At 65.3% G+C, this 21,928-nt stretch carries 12 protein-coding genes; 5 read left to right on the plus strand and 7 right to left on the minus strand.

Annotated features, from left to right (window positions below; all coding sequences use genetic code 11):
* A partial coding sequence (locus tag RMO51_RS21220; RefSeq protein ID WP_310397989.1) for a TonB-dependent receptor domain-containing protein occupies positions 1-2,587 on the minus strand: 2,587 nt, incomplete at its 3' end.
* Between the two features lie 372 nt (positions 2,588-2,959).
* Here RMO51_RS21220 and dxs point away from each other — a divergent pair.
* The 3 genes from dxs (at position 2,960) to RMO51_RS21235 (ending at position 7,306) form a co-directional block, all read left to right on the plus strand.
* Entirely contained in the window at positions 2,960-4,906 is a 1,947-nt protein-coding gene (gene dxs / locus RMO51_RS21225; protein WP_310397990.1) for a 1-deoxy-D-xylulose-5-phosphate synthase, read from the plus strand.
* Between the two features lie 267 nt (positions 4,907-5,173).
* Positions 5,174-6,040, plus strand: coding sequence for a 3-deoxy-8-phosphooctulonate synthase (gene kdsA, locus RMO51_RS21230; protein ID WP_310397991.1), 867 nt, complete (start codon positions 5,174-5,176; stop codon positions 6,038-6,040).
* A 240-nt stretch (positions 6,041-6,280) separates the two neighbouring features.
* A complete protein-coding gene (locus RMO51_RS21235; protein WP_310397992.1) occupies positions 6,281-7,306 on the plus strand; it encodes a transaldolase family protein in 1,026 nt (341 codons plus the stop codon).
* Positions 7,307-7,367: 61 nt separating this feature from the next.
* Here the strand turns inward: RMO51_RS21235 and RMO51_RS21240 are convergent, their stop codons facing one another.
* Complete coding sequence (locus RMO51_RS21240; RefSeq protein WP_310397993.1) at positions 7,368-10,193, minus strand: bifunctional transaldolase/phosoglucose isomerase; 2,826 nt, start codon at positions 10,191-10,193, stop codon at positions 7,368-7,370.
* A 191-nt stretch (positions 10,194-10,384) separates the two neighbouring features.
* On the opposite strand from RMO51_RS21240, the gene RMO51_RS21245 reads away from it, so the two are divergent.
* Positions 10,385-11,152 carry an alpha/beta fold hydrolase gene (locus RMO51_RS21245; RefSeq protein WP_310397994.1) on the plus strand — a complete coding sequence of 256 codons (768 nt, stop codon included), beginning with the start codon at positions 10,385-10,387 and terminating at the stop codon, positions 11,150-11,152.
* Here the strand turns inward: RMO51_RS21245 and RMO51_RS21250 are convergent.
* The 5 genes from RMO51_RS21250 to RMO51_RS21270 all read right to left on the minus strand — a co-directional run bounded on the left by RMO51_RS21250 (position 11,149) and on the right by RMO51_RS21270 (position 20,297).
* Positions 11,149-11,985, minus strand: a complete 837-nt coding sequence (locus RMO51_RS21250; RefSeq protein ID WP_310397995.1) for a TonB family protein — start codon at positions 11,983-11,985, stop codon at positions 11,149-11,151. The two genes, RMO51_RS21245 and RMO51_RS21250, sit on opposite strands and share 4 nt — an antisense overlap.
* Positions 11,986-12,105: 120 nt before the next feature.
* Complete coding sequence (locus tag RMO51_RS21255; protein ID WP_310397996.1) at positions 12,106-12,513, minus strand: SPW repeat protein; 408 nt, start codon at positions 12,511-12,513, stop codon at positions 12,106-12,108.
* 217 nt (positions 12,514-12,730) lie between these two features.
* On the minus strand, positions 12,731-13,948 hold the full coding sequence (locus RMO51_RS21260) for a DUF1501 domain-containing protein (protein WP_310397997.1): 1,218 nt from the start codon (positions 13,946-13,948) through the stop codon (positions 12,731-12,733).
* A 105-nt stretch (positions 13,949-14,053) separates the two neighbouring features.
* Entirely contained in the window at positions 14,054-15,544 is a 1,491-nt protein-coding gene (locus tag RMO51_RS21265) for a DUF1800 domain-containing protein (protein ID WP_310397998.1), read from the minus strand.
* A 439-nt stretch (positions 15,545-15,983) separates the two neighbouring features.
* Positions 15,984-20,297, minus strand: coding sequence for a PKD domain-containing protein (locus tag RMO51_RS21270; RefSeq protein WP_310397999.1), 4,314 nt, complete (start codon positions 20,295-20,297; stop codon positions 15,984-15,986).
* A gap of 486 nt (positions 20,298-20,783) precedes the next feature.
* On the opposite strand from RMO51_RS21270, the gene RMO51_RS21275 reads away from it, so the two are divergent.
* Positions 20,784-21,842, plus strand: a complete 1,059-nt coding sequence (locus tag RMO51_RS21275; RefSeq protein WP_310398000.1) for an alpha/beta fold hydrolase — start codon at positions 20,784-20,786, stop codon at positions 21,840-21,842.
* Positions 21,843-21,928: the final 86 nt, after the last annotated feature.

Here is a 21,928-nt window from a genome sequence, read left to right on the forward strand (position 1 = left end):
CGCCGCCGGCCGGAGCGCCGCCCTGGCCGCCGCCTTCACCGCCGCCGCCGCCCTCGCCGCCGCCTTCTTTCAAGTCGTCGTTGTTGATGCTGCGGCCGCGGCGCGGGGGGGCCGCCGTGAGCTTGCCGATGCGGTAGCTCAGGTTTACCCGGAAGCCCAGGGTTTGCGTTACGCGGCGGCTGGCCTGGTCGATGAGCGGCGACATTACGGTGCTGCGCACCGTGATATTGGGCGTGAAGAAGTTATCAACCCCAAAGCCCACGCTGCCGCGCTTCTCGGCAAAGTCGCGCTTCACGCCCAGGGTGTAAAAGCCCTGGCCGCTCTGCTCGCCCTGCAACTGCACCTGGCGCCCGCGGTAGAACGCGAAGGCCTGCACGCCCCACACCGGGGTGAAGTTGTAGGAGCCGCCCACCCGGCCGCTCACCACCCAGCCCTCGTTGGCGGCGTTGAAGTTGCGGTCGGATACGTTGTTGGTCAGGGTGGCGTAGTAGGTGTCGATGCCCGCGTTCAGGTTGGCTTTGGCGCCGCTCGCAAGGTTGGCAAACAGGCTGCCGCCGTAGGCCCGCTGCCGCCCGATGTTGGCATACGTGGTTTCGACCGTATCGACGCCGCGCACCGTGCGCAGTGCCTCGATGGAGCCGCTGGTGTTGCGCACGAACGTGCTAAAATTAAGGTTCAGGGCCTTATAGGCCGTGCTGTAGCCCAGCTCAAAATTGTCAGTGAATTCCGGTTCCAGGATGGGGTTGCCGCGGCTGATGTCCTTGGGGTTGGCGGCGTTTTCGTTGGGGTTGAGGAACTGCAGCGAGGGCCGCTGAATGCGCTTGTTGTAGGCCAGCTTCAGCACGTTGCCGTTGGCCAGCTTGCGCGAGAAGTTCACGCTGGGCACCAGCACGCCGTAATCGGGGATGTTGACCGGCTCCGTGGCGGTGGCAAAGTCGGCGTCGATGACGGTGTACTCGTAGCGCAGGCCCGGCTTGACGGTGAAGCCGTGGGGCAGGGTCACGGTGTAAGCGGCGTAGGCGGCCGTCACGTTTTGGCGGTAGTTAAACTGGTCGTTGTTTGCCAGGCCCACGCCCGCCCGGGGCGGCAGCACCTCGCCGTTGGCCCCGAAGCTCACGGTGCTATAATCCGAATTGACGCGGCGCAGAATGTCCTTGGCGCCCAGCTCCAGAATCTGGGTTTTGCCAATCGGGTTCTGGTAGTCGAACTGCACGGTGTACTCCTCGTTGTAGCTCGGGTTGTCGTTCTCGATGCGGCTGGGGCCGTCGGCTTCCGCGTCGAAAATGTTGTTGGTGAAGGTGTTGGTGCGGTCGTTGCGGCTGAAGAGCGTGAGTACGCTGAACTCGTGCTGGGGCTTCTCGAACAGGTGCGTGTAGTTGAGGCTGGCGTCCACGGTGCCCGAGAGGTCCTCCACGGCCACGTCGCGCCGCGAAGACGAGAGCGGAATGCCGGTTGGCGTCTCCCCCGCGTAGGTGGCCGTGGTCAGGCCGTCCTGGTTGTTGCGGGCGCTGCGCGTGCCGTACGACACCGACGCTTGCAGGGAGTTGAACTTGTTGAGGTCGTAGTCCCAGCCCAGGGTGTAGCGCCCGAAAATCTGCTGCAGGCGCGTGTCGGCGGCCTGGGCCGTGGTGAAGGGCGTGCCGCCGGCGATGGGGCGCGTGGTCTGTACGTTCGAGAACTCGCCCGGCGCGTTGTACTGGGCCCGCCCGAAGCCGCCCAGCGAAAAGCCCATCTTGCCGGTGCGCAGGCTGCCGTTCAGGCCCAGGTTGCTGCTGCGCAGGCCCGTGCTCGTGTTCACGCTCAGGGTGGCGCCGCGCAGGTTGTCGGTTTTGGTGATGATGTTGATGATGCCCCCCGAGCCCTCGGCGTCGTACTTGGCCGAGGGCGAGGTGATGACCTCCACGGTCTTAATCTGGTCGGCCGGAATCTGCTTCAGCGCGTCGGCAATACTGCTGGCGGCAATGGTCGAGGGCTTGTTGTTGATGAGCACCCGGATGCTGGAGCTGCCACGCAGGCTCACGTTGCCGTCGAGGTCCACGCTTAGCAGGGGCACGCGCTTGAGCACGTCGGTGGCGTCGCCGCCGCGGGTGGTCTGGTCGTTCTCGGCGTTGTAGATGGTGCGGTCCACCCGCTCCTCGATGAGGGCTTTCTGGCCGGTCACCACCACTTCGCCCAGTTTCTGGGCCGCGGCGGTCAGGGCCACGGTGCCCAACTCCGTAGGGTTGCCGGCGGCTACGGCCACGCCGGCGCGCGCCTCGTTTTTAAAGCCCAGAAAATTGATTTGGACCGTGTAGGTGCCGGCCGGAATGCCCGCCAGCACAAACTGGCCGTCGTCGCCGGCCACGCCGCCGTTCACCACCTTGCCGGCCGCGTCGAGCACCGCCACGGTGGCGTAGGAAACCGGTTTGCCGGTGCCCGCCTCCGTCACGGTGCCGCTGATGCGGCCGGTGGCGGGGCGCGGGGGGGCGGGCGCGGCCGGCGGGGCGGGGCGGCCGCCCGCGGGCGGGCTCTGCTGGGCCGAAACCACGGGGGCGCTGCCCAGCAGGACAGTTAGCAGAACGGCGGTGGCGAGTAGGCGTTTTTTCATGTGATGCATAACGGCCAAAGTGCCGAAATTGGGGCCAGGGGTTGCAACTGCGGTACGATGTAGGGCGGGGGTGCCCCCGCCCGGTGCCTGAGCCCGCCACGGCGTTGAAACCGGGCGCGCGCCGGACCGTGCGCGCGCCGGGCGGGGGCACCCCCGCCCTACTTGTTTTCCAGCTACAACAACACAAAGGTCTTCCCAGGGCCGCGGGCCGGGGCACAAACTAGATTATCCCCGGCCAAACCCCGACCAGGGCCCCGATTCCATCGGCGCCAACAACCGCACTTGGCCGCTCGTCGTACCTTTGGGCCGGCCCAACAATCTTTTGGCCGGCCAGGCGGTTACACCCCGTCACCATTCACCACGCCTGCCCCGATGATAGTTGAACCCGGCCCGCTACTCGCGGCAATTGACTCGCCCGACGACCTCAAGAAGCTTGCTCCCGAGCAGTTAGTCCAGCTTAGTACCGAGCTGCGCGAGTTCATCATCGATTCGGTGAGCATCTACGGCGGGCACTTTGGCGCCTCATTGGGCGTGGTGGAGCTTACGGTGGCCCTGCACTACGTCTTCGATACGCCGCACGACCAATTGGTGTGGGACGTGGGCCACCAAGCCTACGGCCACAAAATCCTGACCGGCCGGCGCGACCAGTTCCCGACCAACCGCCGCTACCACGGCCTGTCGGGCTTCCCCAAGCGCAGCGAGAGCGAGTACGATGCTTTCGGCGTGGGCCACAGCAGCACCAGCATCGGCGCGGCCTTGGGCATGGCCGTGGCCTCGGACTACAAGGGTGAGAAGGACCGCCAGCACATCGCCGTGATTGGCGACGGGGCCATGACGGGCGGCATGGCTTTCGAGGCCCTCAACCAGGCCGGCGTGGTGAACTCCAACCTGCTGGTCATCCTCAACGACAACTGCATGAGCATCGACCCCAACGTGGGCGCGCTCAAGGAGTACCTGACCGACATCACTACCTCGCGCACCTACAACAAGGTGCGCGACGAGCTGTGGAACGTGCTGGGCAAGCTCAGCAAGTTCGGCCCCAACCCCCAGCACATTGCCCGCAAGGTGGAGGCCGCCATGAAGGCCACTTTGCTCAAGCAGAGCAACCTGTTCGAGGCGCTGAAATTCCGCTACTTCGGCCCCGTTGATGGCCACGACGTGCAGCACCTCGTCACCATTCTCAACGACCTGAAGACCATTCCCGGGCCCAAGCTGCTGCACTGCGTCACGGTGAAGGGCAAGGGCTACGCCCTGGCCGAGCAGGACCAGACCCTGTGGCATTTCCCCGGCTTGTTCGACAAGATTACCGGCGAAATCTCCAAGAAAACGCCCGATAAGCCCCAGCCGCCCAAGTACCAGGACGTGTTCGGCCACACCCTGGTGGAGCTGGCCGAGGCCAACGCCAGCATCATGGGCGTGACGCCGGCCATGCCCTCGGGCTCGTCGCTGAACATCATGATGACGGCCATGCCCGAGCGGACCTTCGACGTGGGCATTGCCGAGCAGCACGCCGTCACGTTTTCGGCGGGCCTGGCCACCCAGGGGCTGGTGCCGTTCTGCAACATCTACTCCACGTTCATGCAGCGGGGCTACGACCAGGTAATCCACGACGTGGCGCTGCAAAACCTGCATGTGGTGTTCTGCCTCGACCGCGCCGGCTTCGTGGGCGCCGACGGCCCCACCCACCACGGCTGCTACGACCTGGCCTACATGCGCTGCATCCCCAACCTGGTGGTGTCGGCCCCGATGAACGAGCAGGAGCTGCGTAACCTGATGTACACCGCCCAGCTGCCCGAAAACGCCGGCCCCTTCAGCATCCGCTACCCACGGGGCGAGGGCGTGATGCCCGCCTGGCGTACGCCGCTGCAGCGGGTGGCCGTCGGCACGGGCCGCGTGGTGCGCGCGGGCGAGGAGGGCGGCGTGGCCATCCTCAGCATCGGTCACATCGGCAACTACGCCGTGAAAGCCACCGACACCCTGGCCGCCGAAGGCCTGGATGCGGGCCACTACGACATGCGCTTCTGCAAGCCGCTGGACGAGGAAATGCTGCGCGACGTGGCCCGCCGCTACCGCGCCATTGTGACCGTGGAAGACGGCTGCCTGCCCGGCGGCTTTGGCTCGGCCGTGCTGGAGTTTCTCACCGACCACGGTTTCCACCTGCCCGTGCGTCGCCTCGGCATCCCCGACCGCGTGGTGGAGCACGGCACCCAGGACGAGCTGTATAAAGAGTGCGGGTTCGATGCCGCCGGCATTGCGGCGGCGGTGCGCGAAATGAGCATCAAGGTCAAGGCCGCCAGCCCGGAAACGTTGCTGCGGTAAGCGGCCGGCGGCTGACGGGATTTTTAGAGACGCTAGGAAGTCCTCGTAGCAGTTGCTGCGGGGGCTTTTTCGTGTTAGCTACAAGACCATCTTTCGTGTTGAAATCCAGGAAGCAACGGACACGGTTGCAGCTTAGTCCCGCCTCCGTCATCGTCGTTCGTTTCCTCGGGTGCCCACTTCAAAGGGGCAGCGGACGCGCGCCGCCCCGCCCGTACTTCCGCCGCCGCCCCTACCTTCGCAGCTCCGAAACATACCAGCCCCGTGGTTATGCAAAAGAAAATCGTATCAGTTGGCGGCATTGCCTGCGGCAGCCCGGAGCTGTTTCTCATTTCCGGGCCCTGCGTGATTGAGAGCGAACGGGTGATGTTCGAGACGGCCGAGAAGCTGCGCCGCGTGAGCGAGTCGCTGGGCATCAAGGTCATCTACAAGTCGTCGTTTCAGAAGGACAACCGCTCGTCGGCCCGCTACTACGACGGCCCGGGGCTCGACGAGGGGCTGAAAATGCTGGCCCGCATCAAGGCCGACTACGGCTTTCCGCTGCTGAGCGACGTGCACTACCCCGAGCAGGTGGCCGCCGCCGCCGAGGTGCTCGACGTGATTCAGATTCCGGCCTACCTGTGCATGCAGACCACGCTGGTGCAGGCCGCGGCGCGCACGGGCAAGGTGGTCAACATCAAGCACGGGCAGTTTCTGGCGCCCGACAACATGGACAAGCCCGCCCAGAAGTGCGTGGAGGCCGGCAACGACCAGGTGATTCTGACCGAGCGCGGCTACACCTTCGGCTACAACGACCTCGTGGTGGACCCGCGCAGCTTCTACTACCTCAACCAGACCGGCTACCCGGTGGTGTTCGACATCACGCACGCCATCCGCAAGTACGGCATCCCGTCGGCCGACCCCAGCGGCGGCAACCGCGCCGTGATGCCGGCCATTGCCCGCGCCGGCCTGGCCGCGGGCGTCGACGGCGTGTTCATCGAAACCCACCCCAACCCGGCCGAAGCCCTGTGCGACGCCGCCTCGCAGCTGTGCGTGTACGACCTGGAAGAATTCCTCAAGCCGCTGCTGGAGCTGCACGCGGTGGAGGTGAAGTACCGCCCGCAGCCGGTGGCGGCCGGCGCGGGCCGGGGGGCTTAGCGGCCCGCGCCGACCGCTAATGAGCCCCCCAACCCTGGCAAGATTCTCCCGGCCACGAAGTTCGCAAACCGCGCGGACAAGGGCTAAACGTCAGCAACCAAGCCGCAACCCGTTTAACCAGCGGTTGACAGTTAGCTGTTAGCTACCCGCGTTCAGTTGTTAGTCTATGTTTTTTCTCCGGCTACCAATTGGACGCGACCATCTAAAAATGACCCATCAGTCATTAACCCCTAATCCCTAATGGAGCTGTACCTTGACTCAGTCGATTTCAAAGAAATCGAACAAGCCTTTGAGCTGGGCACCCTCGCGGGCCTGACCACTACCCCCACTTTCATGCACCGCCACGGCGTCACGGACATCGACGCCGCCATTGTGCAGCTGGCCACCATGGTGCCCGTGCTGCAAGTGGAAGCCCTGGGCGACAACGCCGACGAGATTTACCGGGAGGCCCAGCGCCTGCTGGGCCTGGGCCTGGACCCCAAGAAGACGGTGTTTAAGATTCCGGTGGCCATCGAGGGCATCAAGGCGTGCAAGCGCCTGACCGACGCCGGGTTGATGGTGAACGTGCATCTCGTGTATACTCTCCAGCAGGCGTACATGGCCATGATAGCCGGCGCCACCTACGTGTGCCCGCTCGTGGGCCGCCTGCAGGACCAGGGCTACGACGCCCTGGCCCTGGTGGAGCAGTGCGTGGACATGGTGGACAAGTACGGCTACGACACGAAAATCATGTTCTCGTCGGTGCGCCACGCCGAGCACGTGCGCAACGCCATCAACCTCGGCGTGCACACCATCACGGTGCCGTGGAGCGTGCTGAAAAACCTCACCGAGAACAACCTGACCGCCCTGGGCACCCAGCAGTTCGTGGAGCATACGCGCCTGACCACCCTGCGCGTGCGCGACGTGATAAAAGACGCCAACCCGACCGTGACGGCCCAGGACACCATCGGCGACGCCGTGGTGCGCATGTCGGAGGCGGGCTTCGGCGCCGTCACGCTCGTGGACGAGGCCGGCCGCATCCAGGGCATCTTCACCGACGGCGACCTGCGCCGCGAGCTGAAGCAGACCGGCACGGCCACGCTCACCAAGAAAATGAGCGAGCTAACCTACAAGACCCCGCTCGTGGTGGAGCGCGACGCCCTGCTCTACGAAGTGGTGGCGCTGTTCAAGCAAAACCGGGTCGACAACCTGATTGTGGTCGAGGACGGCCGGCTGGTGGGCATGCTCGACGTGCAGGACCTAGTGAAAATGAACCTGATTGGCTGAGCCGACCCGCGCGGAAGCAGCCCGGGAAGCCGTAGCCCGCGCCCGCGCCAGGCCCACCCGCCTACAGCGCCTCGGGCAGCGCCGCCAGCAGCGCGTTCAATCCCTGCTCGGCGTCGGCGCCCAGGTGCACGCGCAGGGTGCGGCGCCCGTAGCTGCGCAGCGCTTCGAAGTCGCCCAGGGCCTGGGCGTTCTTGAAGGTGCCGAAGGTGTAGGAGCGGCCGGGCAGGGCCAGGTCCCGCGGGTTGTCGTCGGTGAATTGCACGAACAGGCCCGTGTTGGGTCCGCCCTTGTGGTACTGGCCGGTGGAGTGCAAAAAGCGCGGTCCGTAGCCCGACGTGGTGGCGAGGTGCAGCCGCTGCTGCACCCGCCGGCGCAGCGTCTGGAGGCTGGCGCTCACGGCGGGCGTCTCGGTCAGGTAGGCCTGCAGGCAGAGGAAGTCGCCGGGGCGGGCCTGGGCGAAAAACGCCTGTAGCACGCCCGCGGCGCCTGCGCCGCCCGCGGCCGAATAGTAGGCCACGCCGTTTTCGGTGGCCACCGGCCGGTTGGTTTCGGGCAAGCGGCCCTGGGTTTCCACCACCTTCATCAGGCTGTCGGTGGCCGTTTTGGCGGCTTGCACGTTGGGCTGGTCGAAGGGGTTGATGCCGAGCACGGCGCTGGCCACGGCCGTGGCCACCTCCCAGCGGTAAAACTCCTGGCCCAGGTCCAGGGCGTCGTCCAGCAGGATGGTGATGGTGGGGTGGCCGGCTTGCTCCAGCGCCTTCATTTTGATAATATTGGCTTCGTCGGGCTGGTCCCGGTAGCCCACGTACACAAACACCCGGTCCGCGCCGTAGAGGCCTACCTCGCCGAGCGGCTCGCCGGCCACCGGCAGAATGCCCGTGCCTTCCTTGCCCGTGCTTTCGGCGATGAGCTGCTCCAGCCACAGGCCCAGGTCGGCCAGGGCTTCGGGCACCACCAGCGTCAGCTTGTCGCGGCCCAGCGGTGCCAGCACGCCCAGGGCCGCGCCCAAGTCCAGGCCGGGGTTGTGCGCCACCGGGCCGTAGGCGCCGCAGGCCCGCATCATGCGAATGGCGCGTTCCAGCAGCTCGCCGATGGGCAGGCCGTAGAGCGCCGCCGGTACCAGCCCAAAGTAGGAAAGGGCCGAGAAGCGCCCGCCCACGTCGGGAAAGTTCAGGAAGATGCGGCGGTAGCCCTGCGCCGTGGCCGCGGCCACGAACCGGGAGCCCGGGTCGGTGATGGCCACGAAGTTCTCGCCGGCCCGGTCGCCTTTCAGCTCCTTGAGCTTGGCGTAGAAATAGTCGCCGAAAGCCAGCGGCTCGGCCGTGGTGCCCGACTTGCTGGCCACGATAAACAGCGTCTCGGCCAGCGGCACCGCGGCTTCAATCTGGCGCACGGTGCCGGGGTCGGTGGTGTCGAGCACCGACAGCGGCAGGCCGGCGGCGCCCTGCGCAAACGCGGCCTTGAACACAATGGGCGCCATGGTGCTGCCGCCCATGCCCATCACCACCACGTGCCGGAAGCCGGCGGCCTTCACCTCGTGCACAAATTGCTCGATTTCGGGCACCGCGCCCACCATCGTCTCGGCCACCCGCAGCCAGCCCATGAAGCTGCGAATGCTCTGCTGCCCGGCTTCGTCGGCCACCCACAGCGCGGCCTTTTTCTGCCAGAAGCCCTCGGTGAACTGCTTGTCGTTCAGCTCCTGGATTTTGGCGTCAACGGCCGCTTGGTAGCCGCCCAGGCGCATGGTGGCGGGGGCCACGCCCTGCTTGAGCGCCTGCTTGCGCTTCAGGTCTAGGGACAGCAGCAGCTTGCCAAACGGCTCGTTGAATTTCTGGGCGCCGTCCGCTTCGAGGTGGTTGGTGAGCTCTTCCAGGTTCAGCCCCAGCTCGGGCAGGCGGCGCAGCACTTCCTGGGCCCGCGCCACGCCTTGTTCGAGGCGGTCGGCGGGCTGGCCCTGGGCGCGGAAAATGTCCAGCGTCTCCACCGGCACGGTGTTCACAGTGTGGGGGCCGATGAGGTTTTCGACGTACTTCAGGTCGTCGTACCGGGGGTTTTTGTTGCCGGTGCTGGCCCACAGCAGGCGCTGGGTTTCGGCGCCCTGGGCTTGCAGCGCCGCCCAGCGGGGGCCCGCAAAAATCTTCTTATACAACTGGTAGGCCTGCTTGGCGCTGGCCAGGGCCACCTCGCCCACCAGCGACCCGGCCAGGGCGCCACGCTCGCCGCCTTCGGCCGCAATTTTCTCCAGCAGCGGGTCGAGCAAAACATCAATCCGGCTGAGGAAAAAGCTGGCCACCGAGTCGATGCGCGCCAGGGGCCGGCCGGAGCGCACCCGGTCTTCGAGGCCCGCCAGGAAGGCTTCGGCCACCAGGCGGTAGCGCTCCAGCCCGAACAGCAGCGTCACGTTCACGTTCACGCCCTCGGCGATGAGCCGGCGGACGGCGGGCAGGCCTTCGAGGGTGGCCGGCACTTTTATCATGACGTTGGGCCGGGCCACGGCCTGCCAGAAGCGCAGCCCTTCCGCGATGGTGCCTTCGGTGTCGTTCACCAGGGCCGGCGATACTTCCAGGCTCACGTAGCCGTCGCGGCCGTGGTCGGCGCCGTCGTAGAGCGGGCGGAACAAGTCGCAGGCGTGCTGCACGTCGGCCACCGCCAGGCTGGTGTAGATTTCGTCGGTGGTTTTGTCCTGCAGCGCCAGCGCCCGGATGGTGGCGTCGTAGTCGTTGGTTTCGCCGATGGACTTGGCAAAAATGGCCGGGTTCGAGGTCACCCCGCGCAGGGCTTCGTCGGTGATGCGGCGCTGCAAGTCGCCGTTGATGAGAATTTTGCGGCGAATAAAGTCCAGCCAGATGCTCTGGTCGAACTGGCGAATGGCAACGAGAGGGTTCATGGGGGAAAGCGTTTGCGAAAACCAAAGGTCCGGCAAGAACGGCGTTGTTTTCATCCGCCGCCCCCGGAATCGCGCGCGCCGCCCTAAAATCAGCGTCTGCGGCCGCGGCGGCTGCTTGGCTTTTCGGCGCGTGGCCCCGCGGCCCGGTTCCTGGGCGGGCACAGTGAAGGTGCGGCGCTACTTTTGCCGCCATGTCCGCTACGCCCAACCCGCCCACCATCGTCTTCCTCCACGGCTTTGCCGAAAGCCGCGAGGTGTGGACCGACTTCACCCGCGCCTTTCCCGACGGCTACCGGCTGCTGGCGCCCAACCTGCCCGGCCACGGCACCAACCTGGCGCCCGTGCCCGACTTCTCGATGGAGGCCCAGGCCCGGCACGTCATCGACTACCTCAACCAGAAGGGCTGCCCCGAGCCCGCGCTGCTGGTCTGCCACAGCATGGGCGGCTACGTGGCCCTGGCCCTGGCCGAGCGCTGGCCCGAGCGGGTGGCCGGGCTGGCCCTCATCAACTCCACCGCCCTGGCCGACACCGACGAGAAGCGCCAGAACCGCGAGAAGAACATCGGCTTCGTGGAGCGCCACGGCGGGGCCAAGTTCATGGAGTCGTTCGTGCGCCCGCTCTTCGCGCCCGCCAACCGCGACCGGCTCACCGACGCCCGCGCCCTGCTGGAAGAAATCGGCAAGGCCACGCCCGAAACCACCATCATCGGCGCGATGCGCGGCATGGCCGCCCGCCCCGAGCGCACCCAGGTGCTGAGCGGCGCCAAGTTTCCGGTGCTGCTGGTGGCCGGCAAGCACGACGTGGCCGTGCACTTCGAGGACGCCGTGCGGCAGGCCGCCCTGCCGGCTGTGGGCCACGCCCTGTTTCTGGAAGGCAGCGGGCACCAGGCGTATCTGGAGCAGCCCGGGGAAACGCGCCGGGCCGTGCTGGCGCTGGCCGGGGCGGTGTTTGGGGGCTAGCGGCGGGCCCGGCTCCGCTGGATGACAAAAGTGCAGGGCAGCACGTAGTACATGCGCACCGGCCGGCCCTGAAGCTGAGCCGGCGCAGTAGCAGCGGGCAGGGTCTTGACGATGCGCAGCACTTCGGCATCCAGCGCCCGGCCGGCGGTGCCTAGGACTTCGGGGTGCTCAACGGCTCCGTTCTCAGCTACTTCAAAGTACGCGTAGACCACGCCTTCCTGGCCATTGCGCAGGGCCTCCACCGGGTACCTGGTTTGAATTTGAACAAACGATGTCAAGCCCTTGGTCGATGAGCCGAACAGGTCTTTTCGGACCGGGTCGGCCACCAGCCGGTCGTAGAACTGCTTGTGCTGGGCCTGCACCTGTTCCGCTAGCGTGGCAAAAATCGGCTTTTGGTCCGTATAACAATAGGGCTGCGCCGCCTGAGGCGTGGTAAAATCGAGCATGAGGCTAATTTTGGAGTCGGTACCGGCCGGAGTAGTCGGGTCGGGGGGGGCGGGCTGCCAGGCGGGCATCCGGGCTTCGAGGTAGCTGAGGGCCGTAGCGGCCGCCTTGAGCAGTTCCCGGTTTGCGGGCCGGGGCGGCGGCACCAGTTGGAAAATCTGCGGCTGGCCGTCGGGTTTCAGCTCAAATTGCACCAGCACGCGGCCCGTTGGCGCCGGAGTGGTGAGCCGCGTGCTGCGGTACACCAGCGCCCGCAGCGAGTCGGGGCCGCCCGGGTAGCGGGGGCCAGTGTAGGCGGCCGCCGGGGCGGTGGTTTGGGCGAAGGTGCTGGGCACCGCCATGAGGAGCAGCGCCGCCGCCGTACTGAGGCGAGTAAGCAGCTTTTTCACGTGATTAAGTAGAGTGAATCGAGCACGCAAGCTAGCCTCATTCTTCCAAAAAAAGTCCGTATTCAACGAGAATACGGACTTTTTGATGAGAATTAACGAAGCAGTAATACGCTAGGCGCTTCAGCTGTCTTGCACGCCGGCGCCGGTGATGGTGTGGCCGCGCAGGCCCGCCCCGCGGGTCTGGGCGTACCAGTCGGTCAGGGCGTATACCACCAGAAACACCGCGCCGGCCGCCACGAACAGGTTGCGGGCCGTCTCGTTGTCGTTGGCAAAGCCGAAGAGCCAGGGCGAAGCGAGGAAGACCAGTCCACTCACCAGCTCCAGCTTGCCGTGGAGCGGAAAGGGCAGCACCCGCACCAGTGCCAACGGCATATTGGTGAGCAGGGAGACGACTAGGTAGCCGCCGGCCAGCACGTAGCACACGGTGGCGTAGGCGCCTGCGAAGCCGAACAACCACGGGGCCAGCGCGAAAAAGGCGCACGTGGCGTAGTCGAGTAGGCCGTGCACGGTGGGCGAAATGGCTTTCATGGCGGGCTGATTCAGAGGGTGAAACAATAGGCGTTTTACGACAGCCACCCGTTGTTTGATATGGCCGAGCTTGGATGCGGCGCTCAGAACCCATTCAAATAGGTCGTCCTGCTCAGCTGCGCGGACGCCAGCTGAATAGGACCGTTTTCTTCCGGGCCTATTCAAGGAAACTCCTCATTCCTCATTCCTCATTCTTCATTAAGCGCAGCGTCCCGCGTCACACCAGCCCGCGCATTTGCTCAAAGCCGGTGCCCAGGATGGCCGCGTCGTCGGCCCCGAGCCAGTCGCGGAGCACGGCGGCGTAGATACTGCGGAAGTCGACCTGGTGGCGCAGGTCGCCCTGGTCGAGGTTGGCGAGGTCGGGGGCGTCGTTCACCACGCCTTTCGTCTGGAGGGCGCCGCCGGCCAGGAACACGTTGTTGGCCGTGCCGTGGTCGGTGCCGTTGCTGGCGTTCTGGCCCACGCGGCGGCCGAACTCGGAGAAGACCAACACCAGCGTGTTATCCCATTGGTTGCTCTGCCGCAAGTCACCGGCCAGGGCGGCCAGCCCGTCGCCGAGGTCGGCGAAGAGGCGCTGCTGCTGCTCCTGCTGCCGCACGTGGGTATCGAAGCCCGACAAGGCCAGGTAGTACACCCGCGACTCGACGCCGGAATTAATCAGCTCGGCGGTGGTTTTCAGGTTTTTGCCGAACTCGGAGTTGGGGTAGGCCCCGGCCGACTTGTAGATTTTGGATTTGTCGTACAGGTAGTCGGCCGACGAGGCCGTCTCGGCCAGCGTCTTGTAGAGGTAGTCCACCTGGTCGTGGTGGGCGGGCGCGGTTTCCTTACTCACCCGGCTCAGCAGGCGGTTTTGGGTGAGCTGGTGGAATTTCTCGGGGTTTTTGAGGGCGAGGCCCTTGCGCACGGTGCCCTTCAGGGCCAGGCTCAGGGTGTCGTCCACTTCCAGGGCGTGGTAGGGGCGCTGGCAGTCGGGGCAGTTCGAGTCGAGGTAGCGGCCCAGCCAGCCGGTGCTTATCACCTGGTCGGCGCCCGAGCCGCTCTGCCAGATGTCCATCGAGCGAAAGTGCGAGCGGTCAGGGTTGGGGTAGCCCACGGCGTTGAGCACGGCCAGGTGGCCTTGGTCGTAGAGGCCCTTCAGCCCCTTCAGCGCCGGGTGCAGGCCCAGGTCTTTATCGAGGGCCAGAATGCCGGCGGTTTCCCGGATGCCCAGGGTGGGCCGGGCCTTGTAGTACAGGTCGTTTTTGAAGGGAATGACGGTGTTCAGGCCGTCGTTGCCCCCGCTGAGCTGCACCACAATCAGGCGCCGGGCGCCCGGGGCGTTGCCCAGGCGGGCCAGGCCCGGCCCCCGGTCCAGCGCGTGCAGAAACTTGGGCACCAGCAGCAGCGTGCTGGCCAGGGCGGAGGTACGGAGAAAGTTGCGACGGGTGGAAGCCATAAGGATAAGTCGAAAAATAAGTAGGGTGCGGGGCGGGCCCCCGCCCGGCTGTTCGGGTCGTTTTGATGATTTTGTTCTGCTACGGGCGGGGGTCCGCCCCGCACCTTACGCCAGCTGGTACTCGGGCAAACTCAGCAAGCTGATGAGCGTGGCCCGCAGCGCTTCGGCGGGCTCTTTCTGGTGGGCGGCCTGCTGCACCAGCTCCAGGCTTTCGGGGCGGATGGTGGCCTGGAGCAAAAATTCGCTGAGCCGGGCGGGCTGCTGGGCGGCGGGGACGGCGCCCAGCAGCTGTTGCAGCGGGGCCAGCGACAGGCGGGCACCGGCGCCGGGCCGCACGGTGCGCTCGGCCCGGGTCAGGTTGGGGGCGAGGTCGTTTTCGTCCTGCTTGAGGGCCACGGCAAACTCGGCGTTGCGGAACAGGATGGCCGGCAGTTGCAGGCGCAGCAGCAGCGACGACGAGTCTATCCAGTTGCGGCCCCCGGGCCAGCCGGCCACGTTGGGCGGCTGAAACAGGGTTTGGCCCAGCGCCTTCTGGTAGCCCAGTAGCGGCCGGTCGTTGTCGAGGCGCAGGCCCAGGGTGCGGCGCAGGCCCGCCAGCAGCTCCACCGGCGACTTGATGTGGGTGCCCACGTTGGCCGGCTCGTAGAACCAGTCGGCCGAGAACAGGCGCTCCATCAGGTCGGCCAGGTCGTAGCCGCTGCGGCGGAAGGCCACTGCCAGCGGCGCGATGTGCGCCGGGTTGGGCACCTCGTTCACGAAGAAGCGGTACACTTTCGTGACCAGAAACGTGGCCGCGGCCGGCTGCTCCAGAATGAGCCGGAGCACGTCCTCGCCCGTGAGGTTGCCGGTGCGGCCCAGAAAGGTTTTGGGGCCGTCGTCGTGGTCCCGCGCCCGAAACTTGAAGTTGCCTTCGTAGTCGTAGCCCCAGCCGGTGAAGGCGCGGGCCGCCTCCTTCACGTCCTGCTCGCGGTAGTTGCCGCGGCCCAGGGTGAAGAGCTCCATCACCTCGCGGGCGAAGTTCTCGTTGGGCTGGGCCTTGCGGTTCTGCTGGTTGTTGAGAAACTGAAGCATGGCCGGCTCGCGGCTCACGGCCAGCAGCAGGTCCGGGAATTTGCCCAGGGCGTGCTGCCGGGTGGTGTTGTGCAGGCTAAGCGCGGCGTTGGGCTGGCGCACGCGGCAGGCAAAGTGTCCGTGCCAGAACAGCGTCATCTTCTCGCGCAACTGCGCCGGTGAGGTGGCCATGCGGTCCATCCAGGCCGTGCTCATGTTCACGAATGCTTCGCGCAGGCCCTGGTTCTGCAGCTTGCGCTGCTCGGGCGTGAGCTCGGCCCGGCGCGGCCGAGGCCCGGGCGGGTCGGGGAGCGTGGTCACGGGGCCGTCGGACGCCGGTTTTTTGGTCGAAGCCGGCGCGGCCATCACCAGGCCCCGAGGCTCGGCGTAGCTCAGGCCAGGGCCGGCCAGGGGAGTGAATTGCGCGGAATCCTGGCGCAACTGGCGCAGGGCTTTGCGCGGGCTCTGGCCGGTGGCCACGTCCTGCGGGCGCGGCCCGAAGCCGGCCCGCCAGTAGAGGTGCTGAAGTTGCTGGGTGCTGGTCATGCCCTTTCAGACGCTTACTCGGGGCCGGGGTTTAAAAATACCTCAGCCGCCGTCGAAACACCCCAAGGCGCCATGCCTGAACAACCCCAAGAAAATCAATAACTCACTGCTCACCTGGAACAGCCTCCAGCGGGCTGGATGTTGGGGGTAGGCGGTTTCCCAAATCGTATACGCGGCGCGGCTGGCTTCACCTCACCCCCTGCCCCTCTCCCCAGGAGAGGGGAGCCGGACGACCAGTAACACGGTTTGGGAAACCGCTGTAGGAGGGCAGTTGGCATCAGCACAGCGTGCTGCGGTTCGGCCAGGGGACAAGTGAAATTTAAAGCGGCTCCACAATTGTGGTGCGTACCAGGGCAGAGTTAAGAGTTAAAAGACCGACAGTAGTATTTTTAACTTTTAACTCTCAACTTTTAACTCTACCCTGGACCCGGAAGCCGCCCTAATACCGCAGCAGCTTTAGCCGCACGGTGCGCTGCGAGCCTTCGAGGCGGAGGTAATACACCCCGGCCGCCAGCGTTTGGGCGGAGAAATCAAACGGCAGCGTCGTGGCGGGTTGCGTTAGCTGCCGCTGCCCGGTGGCCACCACCGCGCCCAGCGGTGAGAGCAGTGTATAAGTCACGGGACCTTCCAGCGGCCGCGACAGCTCCACCGTAAAACGGCCCGTGGCCGAAGGGTTCGGATAAACCTGGGCCGTCAGCTCGCTCGCCGGAGTTGGCTGCCGGCTTGCGGCGGTGCCCGTTGGGGTGTTTGTGGAGGCCTGGGCGGCGGGCGGCGCTTGCTTCCAGAGCTCGACGCCGGAGAAATTGGCGTCGCCGCCGCTGGCGGTCAGCTGTACGGCGCCGGGGGCGGCCAGGGAGAAGGCGTAGGGCCCGAGCTTCTGCCAGGTGCCGGCCGGGCCGCTGTTATAGTCGGTCAGCACGGCTTGCCCGTTCACGCTCAGGCTGAAGGTTTCCGGGTTGTTGTCCTCCCACACGTAAAGGTAGGCCTGGTAGGCGCCGGCCGGCAGGGCCGAGAGGGTCAGGGCGAGGGGGTTGCCGTAGACGCAGGACTGAATCATGCCCGCCCGCGCCGCGTCGGTGGCGGGCAGCAGGGGCAGGGCCGCGCTGGCGAAGGGCGTGCCGTTGGTGGTGTAGTTGGGGGCCGTGGTTCCGGCCCAGGCGTTGCCGTCGAGCGTCACCGCCGGCCCGTTCAAGTTCACCGCCCGGTAAAAGGCGTAGCTGCCGCCAACCGGGGCCGGGTTCACCACCACCGTGGCCAGGTCGGCCGGGCTGGCCGTGCCGGCGTTGTCGGTGACTATCAGGCGGAACGCGTAGGTGCCCGCCACCAGGCCGCTGGCGGTGAGCGTGGGCGAGTTGGCGCCGCTCAGGGTGGCCGCGGGTCCGCTGGTTTTCGTCCAGGCGTAGGTGGCGATGCTGCCGTCGGGGTCGGTGCCACTGCCGCTCAGGGTGGCGTTCAGCGTGGTGCTGCCGGTGGCGAGTGTCAGGGCCTGGTCCGGGCCGGCGTTGGCCGCGGGCGGCTGGTTGGCGGGCGGGGTGCCGGTTTGTTTCCAGAGCTCGACGCCCGACAGGTTGGCGTCGCCGCCGGCAATGGTCAGCTGCAGCGTGCCGCCGGTGACGGTCGTGGTGAAGGGCCCGAGCTTCTGCCAGGTGCCGGCCGGGCCGCTGTTGTAGTCGGTCAGCACCACTTGCCCGTTCACGCTCAGGCTGAAGGTTTCCGGGTTGTTGTCCTCCCACACGTAGGCATACATTTGGTAAGTACCGGCCGGCAGGGCCGTCATCGCGAAGCTCAGGTTGTTGCCGTACACGACGTCGCGAATCATGGTGGCGCGGGCCGCGTCGGTGGTGGGCAGCAAGGGCACGGCCTGGTTGGCGTAGGGCGTGCCGTTGGTCGTATAGTTGGGGGCCGTGGCCCCGGCCCAAGCGTGGCCGTCGAGCGTTACCGCCGGCCCGTTCAGGTTCACCGCCCGGTAAAACGCGTAGCTGCCGCTGGCCACCGGTGCGAAAGTGGCCGTCACGGTTTTGTTGCCGTCCATGGTCAGGGGCAAGGGGTTGGCCGTGCCGGAGGCGCTGCCGCCCCAGCCGGTGAACGCAAAGTCGGGGGCCGGCACGGCCGTCAGGTTCACCACCGTACCAGGGGCGTAGGAGGGCTGGTCCGGGCTTTTGCTCACCGTGCCCCCGTTGCCCGGGCTCACCGCCAGCGTGAAGGCCGGCGGGTTGGAGTCGGTGACGGTGAAGGCCACGGTGAGCGGCGCGCCGGCCGTGCCCGTGCCGTTGGCGCCGCTGTAGGGCGTGCCCGTGAGCGAGTACGAACCCACCGTGGGCGTCCAGTCGTTGTAGTTGCCGTTTACCTGCCCAAACAGGGCGTAGGGTCGCACCGATTCGGTCCGGGCCTGGGTTTGCGTTCCGCTCAGGGCCATCACCACGCTGCCGGTGGTGGCCGGGTTCGCATTGGCCCGGATGTTCAGGTTGCGCGTGGGCAGCTCGGCCAGGTTGATGACCGCGCCGTTGGCAATGGCCAGCACGTCCTCGTTGGTATCGGACTCTACCAGCGTGAAGCTGGTGCCGGTGCAGTCCGGGTCCAGCCGCACCTCCGTGGTCGTGGCCAGGCCGGCGGCGTCGGTCACGGTGAGGGTGATGCGGTAGTAGTACGTTTCGGCCCCGCAGCCGTAGGGCGCCAGGGTGGTGGTGGTCTGCACGTTGGTGTCGACGGCGTTTGGGTGCTGGTGGGTGGCGTGGTGCAGAATCGTCTGCCAGCGGTACGTCAGCTGCGCGCCGCTGTGCTCGGCGTCGGTCACGGCGGCCGTCAGGTTGTAGGTCGTGCTGCCTGTGATGGGGTACAGCGTGTTCAGGGCCGGGCTCGTAATGGTCACCGCCGGGGGCGTGTTGTTCACCGATACCGTCAGCGGAAAGGCCTGGTTGGTGCTGCCCTGGTTGTCGGTCACGGTCAGCGTCACCGCGTACCGGGTGGGGGCCGCGGTGGCGGGCGTGAAGGTGTGGGCGGGGTTGGCCAGCGCGCTGGTGGTGCCGTCGCCAAAGTCCCAGGCGTACGTCAGCGGTTGCCCCTCCGGGTCGGTGGAAGCGCTGCCGGTGAACTGCACGGCCAGCGGGCCCGGGCCGAAGCTTTTGTTGGCCGAAGCCACGGCCGTCGGCGCGGCGTTGCCGCCCCCGAGATAGCTGATTTTGCGGATTTCGGACGGAAAGAAATTGACGTAGAACAGGCCGGTTTCGGTCGGACTCACGGCAAAGGCCACCGGGACGGCGCCGCTGCCCACAAAATCCCGCACCACCAAGGGCTTGTTGGCGGCGTCCAGGGTCATGCTGCGAATCCAGCCGCCGGTGTAATCGCCAAAAAAATAGGAGTTGGCGTAAGGCGCCGGAAAATCAGTGTACGGGTAAAACACCCCGCCCACGGAGGCGCTGCCGCCGAATACCGACCCCTGCACCGGCGAGTTGCCGGCCCCGAGAAAGGCGTCGCCCGCCACTCCATTCACGAAGATGCCGGTACGCGCCGGCCCCGTGGGGGCGTGGTTCCAGTCGATGAGGGGCCGCGTCTCCACGAAGGTGGGAATTGTGGCCGGGACGGACTGCGCGGCATTACAAGGGTTCGGGAAGGGCGCCGTGCCGGTGGGCGTGGCCCGTTTCAGCAAATTCTGAAACGTGAAGAATTGCTGCGTACACCCGTTCACGTTGAAGAGCGGGTTGGGCGCGTCCTGGTTGGCCACCGGGAAGTCCGCGAACAAAGAATTGGGGGTCAGACCTTCGTAGATGGGCCAGCCCAGGTTCAGGCCGGGCCGGTTTACCACGTCGGCCTCTTCCCAGGTCGAGGCGCCCACGTCGCCGATGTACAGCGTGCCCGGGTTGCCATCGGCCGGGTTGGTGCTGCCCGAGCCGGGCTTCAGGTTCATCCGAAACGGGTTACGCAGCCCCAGGCCCCACACTTTGGAAGCGGGCGCGGTGGGGTTGCCGGCCGAATAGTACGGGTTGCTGGGAACGCCGGCCCCGGTGAGCGGGTCGATGCGCAGAATCTTGCCGTTGAGCGAGTTCACCATCTGCGAGCGCAGCGCCCCCACGTTTTCCTGGGGCCGGATGATGCCGTCGGCCAGGGCCGTGGCGTAGTAGGTGTTGTTGTCGCTGCCCCGGTCCCCGTTCTCCACGTTGGCGCCGTCGCCGGTGGTTATCAGGAGCGTGCCGTCGGTCCCGAAGGCCAGCGACCCCGTCGAGTGGCTCCGCTCGATTACCGGCAACCCGGTCGACTTGGTGGCCCCGAGCAGAATCGTGCGGCTGGCCGGGTTCACCGCGTAGCCGCCGCCCGCGCCCGTCACCTTGGTGGCCGTGTAGCGCGTCAGGCGGCCAATGGTGGCGCTGAAATAGTCGTTTTTGGCGGGGTCGTAGGCGGCGGTGCCAAAGTTCAGCAGGTAGTGCCGGTCCACGACGTAAAACACGTAGAAGTAGCCGTTGGTGTCAAACTGCGGGTGCAGCGCGAAGCCCAGCATCCCATGGTCATGCCAGGCCCCCACCTCCGGGCTGATGTCGAGCAGGAGGTTGCGCTGGTTGTTCTCGACCACCCACACTCGGCCGGGCCGCTCCCAGACAAACATCTGGGTTCCCGTCTTATTAAAAGCCAGCCCCACGGCCTCGTCCCACTGGCCCGAAACGAGGGTGGATTGAAAACCGCTGGGCGGCGCCTGGGCCCGCACGGCCGGCCCGGAAAATAGCGCGAGGGAAGCGCACAAAATGAGTATCCGAAGTATCATAGCTGCCTCAGGTGGGGGTTTTAAGTCGCGAAAAGAATAGGACAGGGGCAAAGCCAAAAGCGCTGCTGCCTGGCGGCTCCGGTACCAGGCAGCGCAATCGGAATATTCAAAAGCCAGCCGAAAGCAAATCGACGGTGAAGGGCATTCAGAATACTAATATAAGGGCCTTATTTTGAAGTATTAGCCAAGGTGTATATTTTTTAAGTTATTTTTTTTATAATCATCGTTATAACTATTCATCCAATGAAGCTTGGTTTCACAACATCTTGTGTTGGTAAGTTCATTTTTACCCTTTTAGAAAAATGAAGCCCGCTCGCTTGCCGTGGCCAATTCCGCGTCTGTTGGCTTCCATGCCTGCACTGGTAATAGGGGTTCTTCCTTCAAAAGAGCGGATTTATACGCCAAGCCCTCTTTTGCATTCTGAGCGAAAGCTTTTATTTGGCAGACAAACGGTTCATTTGCAGTGCCAAATACCCCCCAAGCTAAATGGATACCAGTGTAACCTACCCCGACCGCGTTCGGGCTCCTAAGCAGCGCAAAAAGCTCATCGACAAGGGCGTAACTAACGTTATGCCGTATTGCCGCCGATGTTCGCTATTATCGCTATTAGCGTTGCTATTGGTATCTCCTTTATTGGTATTGCCTTACCTACTGCCTCATCAAGTAGCAGTTAAGTCACCGAATTTCTCTACGGAAAATGTTAAGTTCGAGAGTATGGGGGTCACGCTGGCTGGGACGCTTCTTAAACCCAAACATCCGGTTGCGGCGGTAGTCCTCGTACATGGATCTGGTCAGGAAAAGCGGATGATGGAAACGGCGTCGCTTTTGGCTGAAAAGGGCATCGCGGTATTGACGTATGACAAACGCGGTGTGGGCGAATCGGGCGGAGTTTATGCAGGCCCGGAAGTTGGCACCAATAACATCGATGCGGCCAATCTCGACCTATTGGCGGTAGACGCCAGCGCCGCCGTTAACGTGCTCTCGTCGCATTTGTCAGCCAGGCAGGGGCCGATTGGCCTAATGGGTTTTAGTCAAGCGGGCTGGGTAATTCCACTGGCTGCCAACAAGAATCGGACAGTGCGCTTCATGGTGTTGTTTAGCGGCCCCGTTGTTACCGCTCGTGAGCAGCTTCGCTTTCAGTTTTTTACGCAAGGAAATCTCGATTTTTGGGCGACGCACACCGAAGCGGAGGCCCGCGAGCACCTGCACAACGACCCTGACCGGTATCAATTTGCCGACACCGACGTGCGGGATGCCCTTGCCACGCTCTCGATTCCGGGAATTTGGCTCTTTGGCGGCAAGGATATTCAGGCTCCAGTGAGCTTATCAATGGAACACTTGGATGCGCTTAAAGCACAGGGCAAGCCCTATCAGTACCAGTTGTTTCCAGACTTGGGACATAACACAGCCTCCGCGAAATCGAACGAGCCATTTAACGCTGCCATTCAATGGATTGAAGCCCTGCGTCACCCTAAAAAAAAGAAAATAACTAACTCAAGTTGCGGACTACAGAAGGGTAGCCCCCGTGGGGCGGCACGTTGGTAGTCAACCCGTTCTAAACCCGTTTTTCCAGCCCCGGCGGGGCGACACTCGGCCGACGAATGTCGCCCCGCCGGGGCTTTAGCGCCTGA

The sequence above is a fragment of the Hymenobacter sp. genome, from assembly GCF_031398885.1.
GTDB lineage: Bacteria > Bacteroidota > Bacteroidia > Cytophagales > Hymenobacteraceae > Hymenobacter.